The sequence below is a fragment of the Pseudomonas sp. H3_D04 genome, from assembly GCF_054669175.1.
Map to the genome: position 1 here is coordinate 5186722 of NZ_CP162801.1, position 13777 is coordinate 5200498.

Here is a 13777-nt window from a genome sequence, read left to right on the forward strand (position 1 = left end):
CGGAGACACCCGTTCTAGAGCGCTTCGGCAGAACAATCAATTCCGTTGATTATTACCATTGCGTTTATGAACTTTTATATCGACTTATCGAGAGTAGCATTGCCCTCGTACCCACTTTATCGCCCTCCCAAGGAGCAACCCATCATGAAACGCCAATTACTGCTTAGCCTTACCCTCTCAATGCTGGCCAGCACCGCTTTCGCTCTGCCTGCTGCTGACCAGGCCACTCCACAAGTCAAAGACAGCCGCTCGGTGTTCAGCCAAACCGTCGCTGCCGATGGTTCCGACCGCACTCCACAAGGCCAGACCCTTGCCGAAGGTGGCAATGATCGCTTGAAAGAAAAAGGCCTGATCACTGAAGACGGTTATGACAAAACGCCACAAGGCCAGGTTCTCGCCGCTGATGGTTCCGACCGCACTCCAGGCCAAACACTGGCTGCCGATGGTTCCGATCGCACTCCAGGCCAAACACTGGCTGCCGATGGTTCCGACCGCACCCCAGGCCAAACACTGGCTGCCGATGGCTCCGACCGCACCCCAGGTCAAACACTCGCTGCCGATGGTTCCGACCGCACTCCAGGCCAAACACTCGCCGAAGGTGGTGGTGACCGTGTCATCGAACGCAACAGCGCTGTGAGCTGAGCCCATGGCGGCCCTGAAAAAAAGCCCAATCCCTGGATTGGGCTTTTGACTTTATAGGGTTTTGCCTCATTGGAAGTTGTACATCCCCGCTTGATCCCCCGATAGTCGTTCGACGCCAGCGAAGCCGATTTGCTAGAGTGCGCCGCTGTCCCTGTCCAGAAAAACACCCTTGCGATGCTGCCCCGCGCCGAACAGAAACAACAAACCCGCAACGCCCTGATGGACGCTGCCCGTCACCTGATGGAATGTGGTCGAGGATTCGGCAGCCTGAGCCTGCGCGAAGTGGCGAAAACCGCCGGCATCGTGCCCACCGGTTTCTACCGGCATTTCGCCGATATGGACGAACTGGGCCTGGTACTGGTGAGCGAAGTCGGCCAGACCTTTCGCGAGACCATTCGCCTGGTGCGCCATAACGAGTTCGTCATGGGCGGCATCATTGACGCTTCGGTTCGGATCTTTCTCGACGTGGTCTCGGCCAATCGCTCACAGTTCCTGTTTCTGGCCCGGGAGCAGTACGGCGGATCGCTGCCCGTGCGCCAGGCCATTGGTCGCCTGCGGGAAGACATCAGCTCGGACCTCGCGGCCGACCTGTCCTTGATGCCGAAATTGCAGCATCTGGACATCGCCGGCCTCAGCGTCATGGCGGACCTGATCGTCAAAAGTGTGTTCGCGACCTTGCCGGACATTATCGATCCACCGGCCGAGGCGCTGCCTGAGCACCTGACGCCACAGGCAAAAATCACTCAACAACTGCGCTTCATCTTCATCGGCCTCAAGCATTGGCAAGGCCTCGGCAGCACTGAATAAACCCTGTAGGAGCGAGCCTGCTCGCGATAGCGGAATGTCAGCCACATCAAATGTTGATTGTGCCGACGCTATCGCGAGCAGGCTCACGTCCACAAAACCAGTCAAGGCATCAATTTGGTGCCACCGAAAAATCCCCGCACCATTCCAGTTCAAAATCCCGCAACAGCCTGAGCCACCCACTACGCTCCGACAGGTATTTCCTACGTATCGCCCGATTGGCAAGCCCCTTGCTCTAGCCTGAACATCGTCCATTGCTGGAAGCCTTCCGATGCTGGTGATTCATCGCAGAATCGACCCTCAACCCGTCTGGGCCGCCGAGTTGCACCTGACTTTCGAGGCCCGGAGCAAAAGCCGTTTGCGCTGTTTCAGTGCCGAAGGCGAGGACGTCGGTTTGTTTTTGGAGCGCGGTCAGCCGCCACTGTATGACGGTGAGTGCCTGCAAGCCGAAGATGGGCGCATCGTCCGCATCTGCGCCCGCCCCGAACAATTGCTGCATGTTACGTGCGCCAACGCGTTCGAACTGACTCGCGCGGCCTATCACCTGGGCAATCGCCACGTCGCCCTGCAAGTCGGTGATGGCTGGTTGCGCCTGCTCGATGATTACGTACTCAAGGCCATGCTCGAACAGCTGGAGGCCAACGTCGACAACATCGAGGCACCGTTCCAGCCGGAACACGGCGCCTATGGGGGCGGCCATCACCATTCCCGCCACGGCGACGAGGACTTCAACTACCCGCCGAAATTGCACCAGTTCGGCGTCCGGTTATGAACCCGGCCTGGGCGCTGTTGCGCCTGGCCAGTCCACAACTGCCGATTGGCGGCTACAGCTATTCGCAAGGCCTGGAGATGGCGGTGGATAACGGCCGGGTGAACGATGCAGACAGCGCGCGACGCTGGATCAGCGATCAGTTGTTGCTGAACCTGGCACGCTTCGAAGCGCCGCTGCTGCTCGCCCATTGCACCGCTGCCGTTGATGAGAACTGGGGCCAGTTGCTGCAACGCTGCGAAGAACATCGTGCCAGCCGGGAAACCCGCGAGCTGCATCAGGAAAGCCGACAGATGGGCTATTCATTGCAACAACTGCTCAACGGCTTGCCGGAACTCGATGCGCCGGCCCGCGCCTTTCTCCAGCAGCGCCCTGAGCCGCATTTGGCCCTCGGCTGGGCGCTTGCCGCTCGCGCCTGGCAGATCAGCCCGCAAGATGCGCTGGCGGCGTGGCTCTGGAGCTGGCTGGAAAATCAATTGGCGGTGCTGATGAAAACCCTGCCCCTGGGCCAGCAAGCCGCGCAACGCCTGACCAGCGAACTGCTGCCACTGCTGCAACAAGCCCAGCAGGAAGCCACCCGAATCAACCCCGAACACTACGGCAGCGCCGCGTTCGGCCTGTCCCTGGCGTGCATGGCCCATGAGCGCCAGTACAGCCGTCTGTTCCGTTCCTAGGGCCTTTTTACTTGGAGAATCACATGAACACACAACCCCTGCGCGTCGGCATCGGCGGACCGGTCGGTTCCGGTAAAACCGCCCTGACGCTGGCGCTCTGCCTGGCCCTGCGCGACCGCTACAACCTGGCCGTCGTCACCAACGACATCTACACCCGCGAAGACGCCGATTTCCTGGTGCGCAACGAAGCCCTGGCCCCTGAGCGCATCATCGGCGTGGAAACCGGCGGCTGCCCGCACACGGCGATCCGCGAAGACGCCTCGATCAACCTCGAAGCGGTGGATCAACTGAACCGCCGCTTTCCGGGGCTGGATCTGATTCTGGTGGAGTCCGGCGGCGATAACCTGTCGGCGACCTTCAGCCCGGAACTGTCCGACCTGACCATTTACGTGATCGACGTCTCGGCGGGCGACAAGCTGCCGCGCAAGGGCGGGCCGGGGATCTGCAAGTCCGACTTGCTGGTGATCAACAAGGTCGACCTCGCGCCGCTGGTGGGCGCGTCGCTGGAACTGATGGACAGCGACACCACGCGCATGCGCAACGGCAAGCCGTTTGTCTTCAGCAATCAGAAAACCGGCTTGGGCCTGGAAGCAATCATCGCCTTCATCGAACGCCAAGGCCTGCTGACCGCAGCCTGATCACGACTTATCAACAAGGAAGCTTATCCATGACACTGAAACGCATCCTGGGCACCCTGGCCCTGCTGCTGACCCCGGCCATCGCCTTCGCGCACCCGGGTCATGGCGACAACGGTTTGATCGCCGGCATCAGCCACCCGATTGGCGGCCTTGATCACTTGCTGGCGATGGTGGCGGTGGGTTTGTGGGCGGCGCAGCAGAAAGGCGCCGCGCGCTGGGCGCTGCCGTGCACCTTCGTGGGCACCATGCTGATTGGCGGACTGCTGGGTTTTGAAGGATTGAACCTGCCGGCGCTGGAAGGCGGCATTGCGGCATCGGTGCTGGCGCTGGGCCTGGCCGTAGCCCTGGCCGTGCGTCCGCCGCTGAGCGTGGCGGTCGGTGCGACGGCTTTGTTTGCGCTGTTCCATGGTGTGGCCCATGGGCTGGAGTTGCCGGACATGTCGAGCCCTTGGGCATATGCCGCAGGGTTTGTGGCGGCGACGGCGGCGTTGCATGCTGCGGGTTATGCCGTGGTGCGCGTGTTGCCGCAAGCGGCGGCGCCGTTGGTTCGATTGGCCGGTGCGGCTTCGGCGGCGACTGGTGCGTGGTTGCTCGCAGGTTGATCTTTTATTGCCTGTGATGGCCCCTTCGCGAGCAGGCTCGCTCCCACATTGGAATGCGTACACCTGTGGGAGATTCTATGGTTGAGGGGAAACCCTCAACTGACCTTTGACTGATATTCGCTTTGCCCTTTCAGCAAGGCGAATGCCACCCGCGCAAGCTTGCGAGCCAGCATCACCAGCGCCTCAGTGGTGCTGAAGCCCCGGGCTCTTTGGGCTTCGTAAAACCCTTTCCAGGCTTTCGTACGGCTAGCCGACATCGCTGCATTGTGCAGAAGCCGGCGGGCCTCGGGGTCACCGCGCTTGGTCAAACTGCGGCGACCGTCCTTCTGTCCTGATTTAGACACCCGTAAATCCATGCCCAGGAAGGCGATAAACGCATCCGCGTTTCTAAAATCCCCGCGCTGAAATGCAGTTATCAAGCGAGCCCCAGTCAAAAATCCAATGCCTTCAACTTTCAGGCAACGTTTCAGTTGACCGAGTAAACCGGCTTCTTTGAGCTGATCGTTGATCGTCTTTTCGATCAGCGTTTCAAGCTGCTGCATGGACTTCACTTGTTCTGCAAAAGCCGCTTTCAGCAGCGGCTCATTCGACCAACTCTGCACCAGGCCAACCCTAGCCTGGACCAAGGCAGCCCGGCGGCGGAAGAGGCTCAGGAGCTGGCGGTACAGCGGTGATGGAGGGGTCCAAGGGCGCAACTCCTCGGCTTCGTTCTTCAGGTAACGGGCCAGCAACTTGGCGTCCAGCGCGTCGGTTTTGGCGCGGATTTTCACGCCTTCGCGATAATGTTTGAGTTCATAGCCTCCCACCATGTAAATCGCACATCCGGCCTCATAGGCCAGATCAGCAAAGTCCAGGTGATAGATGTTGGTCGCCTCAATGGCAATAGCCACCGTCCCCGGCAACGTATTCAGCCACTGCTTGATGGATGTTTTAGTGTTGGGAATCTCTTTAAGCAAATCGTTATCAGCCTGATAAATCACCAGTTCATTCTTGGCGACATCCACGCCCACGATCGGTTTTGATAGAGAGACCGGCATTGCCATAGGATTTCCTCCGAGATAAGGTTTGAGCACTTGAAGGGCTCACCCAGAGGCGCAGGCTTGTTCCTATCGTCGGTCTAGCCAGATGCATTCTTTATCGGCGCTTGGGTGAAAGGAGGAGGGGCGAAATCTCCCACAGTCTGTACTGCGTCAACAGTCAGAATCGAGCCTTGTCCCTCCTCCTCCCTTCAAGTCCTACCATACAAGCGAGCCTGCTCGCGAAGACGGCCTGACAGACACCGCATCTCTCAGGCCTGCTAACATGTCGCGCAATCAACCCTGCCGTGACGACGCCAGCCAATGCCGCCTGTTTCCCGCTCTGCCTCCCAGCCTGAATTGACCGCTCTGTTCGCCTCGGTGCAACAGCATTTCCAGGACGTGATCGTGCCGCTCTGGCAAGGCCCCGGCTGGAATGCCGACATGGCGTTGCCTTATGAAGCGCTGGACGCCGGGCATCAACCGCTGTCGCCCCAACGCTATCGAGCGATGGCCTGCGTGCGGCAGCTGTATCTGTTTTCCAGCCTGATCGGCCAGGTGCCGGCCGCCGAGGAACGCGCTGCGGCGCTGTTCCGTTCCTTGCAACAGCATTTTCACGACGCCGAGCACGGCGGCTGGTTCTACAGCATCGACCCGCAAGGTGCGCCACTGGATCAGCGCAAAGACCTCTACACCCACGCCTTTATCCTGTTCGCCTGCGCCCATTACTGGGGCAAGGTGCGCGAGCCGCTGGTGGAATCGGTCCTCAACGCGACACTGGAAGTGTTGGCGCAGCGCTTCGCCACAGGCGACGGCCTGTACGAAGCCAGCCTCGACCGCGACTGGTCCTCGCTCGACTCCGGCCCCCTGCAAAATCCCTTGATGCATCTGGCCGAAGCTTTCCTCGCGACCCTGTCGGTGCGAGAAGACATCGCCGTACAGCGCGCGCTGGTCGAGTTATGCACAGCCATGCAGAAGCGTTTTATTGACCCGCACCATAGCGTGCTGATGGAAAAACCGCTGGGCGCTGTGGATAACTGGTTTGAACCGGGGCATCAGTTCGAGTGGTATTTCCTGCTGGAGTCTTCGCCACTGCTGCACGGCTCAAAACTGCATGCTTCGCTGGAGCGCGCGTTTGTACTCACCGAACAACTGGGCGTTGATCCACAAACGGGTGCGGTGACGGCGATGCTCGATCTGAATGGCTCTGCCAAGGATGCCACTCAACGCATCTGGGCCCAGGCTGAATACCTGCGCGCGCTGACCTTGCGTCCAAATAGCGAAGGCTCGGTGCAACGCCAATTGCAGGCATTGCAGCAACGCTTTTTGCATGCGGGAGGGTGGTATGAATGTCGCGACGAGCAGGGCGAAGTCAGCCGCAAGGACATGCCATCGACCACGCCTTATCACTTGGCCACTTGCTATCGAGGGCTGGTCGATTATCTCGGCTGACTGACAGATAGCTATCGCGGGCAATTCGGATCGCCGCACCGCCGCTCCCACAGGTTTTTTGTCGTTCGCGAAATCACGATTCAACACAAGTCTTGTGGGAGCGCGGCGTGCCCGCGAAAGCCGTTATGCGGTCTTAACCCTTGGCATTACGCTCAATCGCAAACCCGGCCCACGTCTGGCTCACCGGCATCAACTCCAGGCTGTTGATGTTGATGTGCGCCGGGGCATTAAGCACCCAGAAAATGGTATCGGCGATGTCCTGCGGCTGGATCGGCTCGGCACCGGCGTAGGTCGCGTTGTAGCGCTCCTGGTCACCGGCGAAACGCACCAGCGAGAACTCGCTCTCGCATAAGCCCGGCTCGATATTGCTGACACGCACGCCAGTGCCTTGCAGGTCGCAACGCAGGTTCAGCGAGAACTGGCCAACGAATGCTTTGGTCCCACCATAAACATGGCTGCCCGGGTACGGATAGTTGCCGGCGACGGAGCCGAGGTTGACGATACCGGCACCGCGGCCGTGGGCGATCAGGCGTGGCAACAGCAGGCGAGTGGCGTACATCAGGCCTTTGATGTTGGTGTCGACCATGGTGTCCCAATCGTCGAGATCGCACTTCGGTGCCGGGTCAACGCCCAGCGCCAGACCGGCGTTGTTGATCAGCCCGCGCAGCTTGGCAAAGGACGGCGGCAAGTTGGCGATCGCCTCCTCCATGGCCTTGCGATCACGCACGTCGAGCACCAGGCCATGCACCTCGGTCTGCTTCGACAACTCGGCGCACAGGGCATTGAGGCGTTCTTCACGACGGCCTGTCAGCACCAGTTTCCAGCCGGCCTCGGCAAAACGACGGGCACAGGCTTCACCAAAACCAGAGGTCGCGCCGGTAATAAACAGGGTGTTGGACATCGTGTTCTCCTTGCTTCGGCTGATCGACAGCCATTGGAATAGAAAATCAGCTGGCAGCATGCCCGGCCTTGCCCACAGCGGCAACCGCCGCAAAAACTGTACAAAAAACAACCAGTCCTTCCAAAGCCACAGGCACCGTGGCTTGCAGCCATGTACACGCACCTTATCCACAGGCCGGTCCACAGTTTCCGGGGGCAAGTGGAAAAGCTGCAAGCCGCTATCCACAAGGCTTTGCGGGTAGATTACAAAGTTTTTTGCTTGACCCTCGGGTACCAGCTGTGTAGCCCATGGCATTTTGCACGATGTGATGGGCAAACCGACGATGGCGCCAAGCCAGTAACTACGGCCCTCAGCCGAGTCTTTCCAGAGTTTAACCACAGACTTATCCACAGGCTGGCCCATTGCATTTCCAGCCACTTTGCCATCCAACAAAAAGGTTGACAAAGCCTGTTCCGGGTCAAGCAAAAACGCCTGATCAAAAAACAACCACATCGCTGCAAGCCACGGATTCAAAGGCTCTCAGACAGCTACTCCCACGTTATTCACAGCCAGCTCCACAGTAAACGGGGACAAGTCAAAAGCGTGACAAAACAACTATTTGCAGCGGCTTTATGTCGCGCTTTGAGAGCTTGTGAATATTGTTTTCCACAATTTCCGGAAAGCACACTTGGCCCTTGCAGGAGCGGGCCTGTTTGCGAAAGCGGTGGGCCATTGAACACCTGTCGATTGGCACTCCGCTTTCGCGAGCAGGCTCGCTCCCACAGGGGGATTCGTGGTGTATTCGAGGTGTAAAAAAGCCCCGGCGATTGCTCGTCGGGGCTGTGGATATTTCGGCAGCGTGTCAGTGCCCGCCGAGATAGGCGTTACGCACTTCCTCGTTGACCAGCAGCTCCTTGCCGGTGCCCGTGATTCGGATCTCGCCGTTGACCATCACGTATGCCCGGTCCGACAGCTTCAACGCGTGGTTGGCGTTCTGCTCGACCAGGAAGATGGTCATGCCGGTACTCGCCAGTTCCCGCAGGGTCGCGAAGATCTGTTTCACCACGATCGGCGCCAGTCCAAGGCTCGGTTCATCAAGCAACAGCAGCTTGGGCCGACTCATCAACGCACGAGCGATGGCGAGCATCTGTTGCTCACCGCCGGACATGGTCATGGCCCGCTGGTTACGGCGCTCCTTGAGCCGTGGAAACAACTCGAACATGCGCTGCATGTCCTCGGAAGCGTACTTGTCACCGATAGGGATGGTGCCCATCAGCAGGTTTTCCTCGACGGTCATGTCGGGGAACACCCGTCGGCCTTCAGGCGACTGAGCGATGCCGTTGGACGCGATGTAGTGCGACGACTTGTGGGTGATGTCCACGCCCTGATAAATGATCTGCCCGCTAGCCGCTCGCGGCTGGCCGAAGATCGACATCAGCAAGGTCGATTTACCGGCGCCGTTGGAGCCGATCAGGCTGACGGTTTCACCTTCTTCGATATGCAGCGAGACTTTTTTCAGAGCCTGGATCGGCCCGTAAAACACATCCAGATCCTTGAGTTCGAGGATGGGTTGACTCATAGCACCACTTCCTCTTCATCAGCGCCCAGATAGGCCGCAATCACTTTCGGGTCGTTGCGAATCGCTTCAGGTCCGCCCTCGGCGATGACGACGCCGTGGTCCAGCACCACGATGTGGTCGGAAATGCTCATTACCATGCCCATGTCGTGTTCGATCAGCACCACGGTCAGATCGTGCTCGTCGCGCAGCAGACGGATCATCGCGCTCAGCGCTTCGGTTTCCTGAGGGTTGAGGCCGGCCGCCGGTTCGTCGAGGCAGATGATCTGCGGCCGGGTGCACATGGCCCGGGCGATTTCCAGGCGGCGCTGTTGGCCGTAGGACAGTTCACCGGCCAGACGGTTGGCGCAGTCCACAAGGTCCACGACTTCCAGCCAGTAGAAGGCGTGGTCCAGCGCGTCGCTTTCGGCCTTGCGGTAGCCCTTGGTATTGAGGATGCCGGCCAACATGTTGCGGTTGACCCACATGTGCTGGGCTACCAGCAGGTTTTCAAGTACCGACATTTCCTTGAACAGGCGAATGTTCTGGAAGGTGCGCGCCAGCCCGGCACGGTTCACCAGGTGGGTGCCGCCGAACATTTTGTAGCGCATCCGGGTGATGAAGCTTTTCGGCGAAACGAAATCCGTGGCTTTGAACGATTCGCCCAACAGCTGGATGACATCGGTGCGTTCGCCGCGGGTATTGAGTTCGATCCTGCCACCGGAGGCCTTGTAGAAACCGGTCAGGCAGTTGAACACGGTGGTCTTGCCGGCGCCGTTGGGGCCGATCAGGGCAAAGATCGAGTTGCGATGCACCTTGAGGCTGACATCGCTCAACGCCTTGATGCCGCCGAAGTGCATCATCAGCTTCTCGACCGAGAGTACGACTTCGCTCATGGCGCTACTCCTTTACGCGGCGTCACACCGGTACGGCTGATCCGAATCAGGCCGCGCGGTCGCCAGATCATCATCAACACCATCAACACGCCGAACAGCAGCACGCGATATTCCGCAAAGCCGCGCAGCAGTTCCGGGGCAACGGTCAGCACGAAGGCTGCAATCACCACGCCGATGGTCGAGCCCATACCGCCGAGGACCACGATGGCGAGGATCAGCGCCGATTCGAAAAAGGTGAACGAGGTCGGGTTGACGAAGCCTTGATACGTGGCGAAGAACACCCCGGCCAGGCCGGCCGTCGAGGCACCGATGGTGAACGCCGATAGCTTGACCAGTACGTGGTTCAGGCCCATGGAGCGGCAGGCGATTTCGTCTTCACGCAAGGCTTCCCAAGCGCGGCCGACCGGCATCTTGACCAGACGATGCTTGATGTACAGCACGGCCAGCACCACCAGGAACAACACTGCATAGATGAAGTAATACTTCACGTCCGGGTTATAGGCGATGCCGAAGAATTCATGGAACGGGACGCCCCCTTCCTTCGCGCGCTTGCCGAACTCGAGGCCGAAGAAGGTTGGCAACGGAGCCGCCATGCCATTCGGGCCGCCGGTCAGGGACAACCAGTTGTTGAGGATCAGGCGAATGATTTCACCGAATCCCAGGGTCACGATCGCCAGGTAGTCACCGTGCAATCGCAGCACCGGGAACCCGAGGATGCAACCGGCAAGGCCCGCGGTGATGGCCGCCAGCGGCAGCACCGTCCAGAAACCCAGGCCGAGGTATTGATAACCCAGCGCCAGGCCGTAGGCACCGATGGCGTAGAACGCCACATAACCCAGATCGAGCAGGCCGGCCAGGCCGACCACGATGTTCAGGCCCAGGCCGAGCAATACGTAGATCAGCCCGAGAATGACCACGCCCAGCAGGTAGGAGTTGGAGAAGAACGGGAACACCACGGCAACGAGGATCACCAGCGGGATGATCCAGCGCAGGCGGGATTTGTAATCAGGCGGCAGTACATGAACCCCGGAACCAGTGCTTTCAAATCCTTCAAGGATTTTCAGTCCCTTGGGCGTTTGCAGGAACAGGCTCAGGGCAAACCGGCCAGCCATGACGATGGCGACAATCCAGGCCACCCGGGTCGTTTCCAGATTGAAGCCGTAGCCGTCGAGGACCACGCCGACAATCGGGCCGAACACAATCAGGGCGACAAGGCCGGCAAGAATCGCGTCAACCAGGCTTCTTTTGAGATCAATGGTTTTTTTAGTGGTTGAAGACATCGCTTACACCTTCGACACAAGAGGACGGCCGAGCAGGCCTTGGGGCCGAAAGACCAGAACGAGAACGAGCAGCGAGAAGCTGAAAACGTCTTTGTAGTCCGAGTTGACCAAACCTGAGAACAGCGACTCGGAGATCCCGAGAATGATCCCGCCAAGCATCGCACCAGGCAGCGAGCCGATGCCGCCAAGTACCGCGGCCGTGAACGCCTTGATGCCGATGATGAAGCCGGCATAGAAGTCGAACGTGCCGTAGTTCATGGTGATCAGCACGCCGGCCAGGGCCGCCATCGCTGCACCGATGATGAACACGTAGGAAATCACGCGGTCGGTGTTGATCCCCAGGATCGAGGCCATCTTGCGGTCTTGCTGGGTGGCGCGGCACATGCGGCCGAGCTTGGTGTACTTGATGATGTAGGTCAGCAGGGCCATGCCGGCGAATGCGGCAATCAGGATAAACACCTTGGTGTAGGTCAACTGCACGAAGCCGGTGCCGATTTCGACGCGCCAGGCCCCCGTCAACAAGGTCGGAACGCCCTGTTGCTTGGCACCTTGGGCGATCTGGGCATAGTTTTGCAGGATCAGCGAAATCCCGATGGCGCTGATCAGCGGTGCCAGTCGGGTGGAGTTGCGCAGGGGCTTGTAGGCGACGCGCTCGATGACCCAGCCATACACCGCCGTGACCACGATGGTGAAGATCAAGGTGCCGAGCATCAACAGCGGGAAGGATTCAATACCGAAGTACGCCAGCAGAGCCAGACTGATTGCCGCGAGGTAAGCGGAAATCATGTAAACCTCGCCGTGGGCGAAGTTGATCATGCCAATGATGCCATAGACCATTGTGTAGCCGATGGCGATCAGGCCATAGACCGACCCGAGGGTCAGGCCGTTGACCAGTTGCTGCAGGAAAATACCATCCATAACGCAATCTCACGCATTTGAGAGACTGCACAGAAGCCGGGTGCAACGGACCGGGGTTCAGCCGCCGGGGCAACACGGTTGTGTGCAGCTCTACGAGAAAAGACAGGTACTGCACGGACATGTTCATAGACTGCCCGGTGCAACAGGCACCGGGCAGATCAGGTCATATCACTTCTGTTTTTCCAGCTGGTGGTATTTGCCGTCCTTGTCCCACTCGTAAACGACGTAGTCGGAGACTTTCAGGTCGCCCTTGGCGTCCCAGGTCTTCTCGCCCATCACGGTTTTGACCGGGTTTTTCTTCAGCCACTCGGCGGCTTTCTCGCCACTGTTGGACTTGGCGCCGTTGAAAGCTGCGGCCAGGGTCTGGACCGAAGCGTAGGCGTACAGGGTGTAGCCTTCAGGCTCGGTGCCTTTCTTGCGGAACTCGTCCACCACGGTTTTGCTGTCTGGCAGCAGGCGTGGGTCGGCGCCGAAGGTCATCAGTACGCCGTCAACGAATTGCGGACCGCCAGCAGTGGTGACCAGTTCGTCGGTCACGATGCCGTCATCGGACATGAACTTGACGTCTTTGAGGCCTTGCTCACGCAGTTGACGGACCAGAGGACCGGCTTCCGGGTGCAGACCGCCGAAGTAGACGACATCGGCGCCAGCGCCGCGGATCTTGGTGACGATGGTGCTGAAGTCTTTCTCGCCACGGGTCAGGCCTTCATACAGCACAGGCTTCACGCCGCGTTTTTCCAGTTGGGCCTTGGTAGCGTCCGCCAGGCCTTGGCCGTAGGTGTCCTTGTCGTGCAGGACAACGACTTTCTTGCCCTTGAGCACGTCGACGATGTAGTCACCGGCCACGATGCCTTGCTGATCGTCACGCCCGCACATACGGAACATGGCACTCAGGCCGCGTTCGGTAACCGCTGGGTTGGTGGAACCCGGAGTGATTGCAATGATGCCCGCTTCGTCGTAGATCTCGGAGGCAGGGATGGTCGACGAGGAGCAGAAGTGACCGACTACGCCGGCGACTTTCTGGTTGGTCAGGTCCTTGGCGACCGTCACAGCCTGTTTCGGTTCGCAGGCGTCATCGCCCTTCACCAGTACGATTTTTTCCCCGTTAACGCCGCCCGCCGCGTTGACCGCGTCGGCTGCAGCCTGTGCACCCTTCATGTACTGCTCGCCAAATGCCGCGTTGGCGCCTGTCATCGGACCCGCCACACCGATTTTCACATCAGCCTGTGCAAACGCAGAAACACCCAACGCAGTTGCCACTGCGAGGGCCAGAAAGCCTTTCTTGTAAAACGTCTGGGACATGAGGTGGTGCTCCAAGGTTTTTTTAGTTGGCACTGCGACTTCTCTGAATGCTCAGAGCAAGGGCCGTGCCATCGGTTTTTTATTCTGAAAAAAGTCGCTGCTTTATTGTTATTTCGACTGTTTCGATCCCATTTTCATTGGGCGTGCAACCGTCTAAACCGCAGAAGGTGAAACCATTTATTTTTAAAGGCGCAACCCGCGTGCGCCATCATTGCAACCGCGGCGCCAAACGACGTGCAACCAGCCTGTAACAACGTGCGTCACCGAAGTGCACACTGCTGGTGCGGAACTGCTACAACCCGCACCTTTTACAGGCTAGTCGCTGCGCGAAAAAGCGCCGCTCCCAGCA

14 protein-coding genes are annotated in these 13777 nt (G+C 59.3%); 7 read left to right on the top strand and 7 right to left on the bottom strand.

Annotated features, from left to right (window positions below):
- The first annotated feature begins 144 nt into the window (after positions 1-144).
- The 6 genes from AB4N91_RS23945 to AB4N91_RS23970 all read left to right on the top strand — a co-directional run bounded on the left by AB4N91_RS23945 (position 145) and on the right by AB4N91_RS23970 (position 4129).
- Positions 145-642, top strand: a complete 498-nt coding sequence (locus AB4N91_RS23945) for a hypothetical protein (protein WP_077748940.1) — start codon at positions 145-147, stop codon at positions 640-642.
- Between the two features lie 174 nt (positions 643-816).
- Positions 817-1449, top strand: coding sequence for a TetR family transcriptional regulator (locus AB4N91_RS23950; protein ID WP_010464134.1), 633 nt, complete (start codon positions 817-819; stop codon positions 1447-1449).
- A 268-nt stretch (positions 1450-1717) separates the two neighbouring features.
- Positions 1718-2218, top strand: a complete 501-nt coding sequence (gene ureE / locus AB4N91_RS23955) for an urease accessory protein UreE (RefSeq protein ID WP_154913200.1) — start codon at positions 1718-1720, stop codon at positions 2216-2218.
- Positions 2215-2889: an urease accessory protein UreF gene (locus AB4N91_RS23960; protein WP_154913198.1), complete on the top strand. Its 675-nt coding sequence runs from the start codon at positions 2215-2217 to the stop codon at positions 2887-2889. The genes ureE and AB4N91_RS23960 overlap by 4 nt, the downstream gene beginning before the upstream one ends.
- 23 nt (positions 2890-2912) lie before the next feature.
- A complete protein-coding gene (gene ureG / locus AB4N91_RS23965; RefSeq protein ID WP_010464137.1) occupies positions 2913-3527 on the top strand; it encodes an urease accessory protein UreG in 615 nt (204 codons plus the stop codon).
- A 29-nt stretch (positions 3528-3556) separates the two neighbouring features.
- Positions 3557-4129 (top strand): HupE/UreJ family protein, encoded by a 573-nt coding sequence (locus AB4N91_RS23970; RefSeq protein WP_077748937.1) that lies wholly within the window; start codon positions 3557-3559, stop codon positions 4127-4129.
- Positions 4130-4224: 95 nt separating this feature from the next.
- Here the strand turns inward: AB4N91_RS23970 and AB4N91_RS23975 are convergent, their stop codons facing one another.
- Positions 4225-5172, bottom strand: coding sequence for an IS110 family RNA-guided transposase (locus tag AB4N91_RS23975; protein ID WP_042932411.1), 948 nt, complete (start codon positions 5170-5172; stop codon positions 4225-4227).
- Positions 5173-5469: 297 nt separating this feature from the next.
- On the opposite strand from AB4N91_RS23975, the gene AB4N91_RS23980 reads away from it, so the two are divergent.
- Positions 5470-6597, top strand: a complete 1128-nt coding sequence (locus AB4N91_RS23980) for an AGE family epimerase/isomerase (RefSeq protein ID WP_460111830.1) — start codon at positions 5470-5472, stop codon at positions 6595-6597.
- 133 nt (positions 6598-6730) lie between these two features.
- Here the strand turns inward: AB4N91_RS23980 and AB4N91_RS23985 are convergent, their stop codons facing one another.
- The 6 genes from AB4N91_RS23985 to AB4N91_RS24010 form a co-directional block, all read right to left on the bottom strand.
- Positions 6731-7498, bottom strand: coding sequence for an SDR family oxidoreductase (locus AB4N91_RS23985; RefSeq protein WP_010464142.1), 768 nt, complete (start codon positions 7496-7498; stop codon positions 6731-6733).
- Positions 7499-8339: 841 nt separating this feature from the next.
- Positions 8340-9056, bottom strand: a complete 717-nt coding sequence (locus tag AB4N91_RS23990) for an ABC transporter ATP-binding protein (RefSeq protein ID WP_077748934.1) — start codon at positions 9054-9056, stop codon at positions 8340-8342.
- Positions 9053-9928, bottom strand: coding sequence for an ABC transporter ATP-binding protein (locus AB4N91_RS23995; protein ID WP_010464147.1), 876 nt, complete (start codon positions 9926-9928; stop codon positions 9053-9055). The genes AB4N91_RS23990 and AB4N91_RS23995 overlap by 4 nt, the downstream gene beginning before the upstream one ends.
- Positions 9925-11208 carry a high-affinity branched-chain amino acid ABC transporter permease LivM gene (gene livM / locus AB4N91_RS24000; RefSeq protein ID WP_010464149.1) on the bottom strand — a complete coding sequence of 428 codons (1284 nt, stop codon included), beginning with the start codon at positions 11206-11208 and terminating at the stop codon, positions 9925-9927. Before livM ends, AB4N91_RS23995 begins: the two co-directional genes overlap by 4 nt.
- Before the next feature lie 3 nt (positions 11209-11211).
- Positions 11212-12126, bottom strand: coding sequence for an ABC transporter permease subunit (locus AB4N91_RS24005; RefSeq protein WP_010464150.1), 915 nt, complete (start codon positions 12124-12126; stop codon positions 11212-11214).
- Between the two features lie 168 nt (positions 12127-12294).
- Positions 12295-13428: an ABC transporter substrate-binding protein gene (locus tag AB4N91_RS24010; RefSeq protein ID WP_010464151.1), complete on the bottom strand. Its 1134-nt coding sequence runs from the start codon at positions 13426-13428 to the stop codon at positions 12295-12297.
- Positions 13429-13777 lie beyond the last annotated feature (349 nt).

Coding starts and splice junctions, on each gene's coding strand:
- AB4N91_RS23970 (WP_077748937.1), top strand. CDS start 3,557: ATGACACTGAAACGCATCCTGGGCACCCTGGCCCTGCTGCTGACCCCG.
- AB4N91_RS24005 (WP_010464150.1), bottom strand. CDS start 12,126: ATGGATGGTATTTTCCTGCAGCAACTGGTCAACGGCCTGACCCTCGGG.
- ureE (WP_154913200.1), top strand. CDS start 1,718: ATGCTGGTGATTCATCGCAGAATCGACCCTCAACCCGTCTGGGCCGCC.
- AB4N91_RS23950 (WP_010464134.1), top strand. CDS start 817: ATGCTGCCCCGCGCCGAACAGAAACAACAAACCCGCAACGCCCTGATG.
- AB4N91_RS23985 (WP_010464142.1), bottom strand. CDS start 7,498: ATGTCCAACACCCTGTTTATTACCGGCGCGACCTCTGGTTTTGGTGAA.
- AB4N91_RS23995 (WP_010464147.1), bottom strand. CDS start 9,928: ATGAGCGAAGTCGTACTCTCGGTCGAGAAGCTGATGATGCACTTCGGC.
- AB4N91_RS23960 (WP_154913198.1), top strand. CDS start 2,215: ATGAACCCGGCCTGGGCGCTGTTGCGCCTGGCCAGTCCACAACTGCCG.
- AB4N91_RS23945 (WP_077748940.1), top strand. CDS start 145: ATGAAACGCCAATTACTGCTTAGCCTTACCCTCTCAATGCTGGCCAGC.
- ureG (WP_010464137.1), top strand. CDS start 2,913: ATGAACACACAACCCCTGCGCGTCGGCATCGGCGGACCGGTCGGTTCC.
- AB4N91_RS23975 (WP_042932411.1), bottom strand. CDS start 5,172: ATGGCAATGCCGGTCTCTCTATCAAAACCGATCGTGGGCGTGGATGTC.
- AB4N91_RS23990 (WP_077748934.1), bottom strand. CDS start 9,056: ATGAGTCAACCCATCCTCGAACTCAAGGATCTGGATGTGTTTTACGGG.
- AB4N91_RS23980 (WP_460111830.1), top strand. CDS start 5,470: ATGCCGCCTGTTTCCCGCTCTGCCTCCCAGCCTGAATTGACCGCTCTG.
- livM (WP_010464149.1), bottom strand. CDS start 11,208: ATGTCTTCAACCACTAAAAAAACCATTGATCTCAAAAGAAGCCTGGTT.
- AB4N91_RS24010 (WP_010464151.1), bottom strand. CDS start 13,428: ATGTCCCAGACGTTTTACAAGAAAGGCTTTCTGGCCCTCGCAGTGGCA.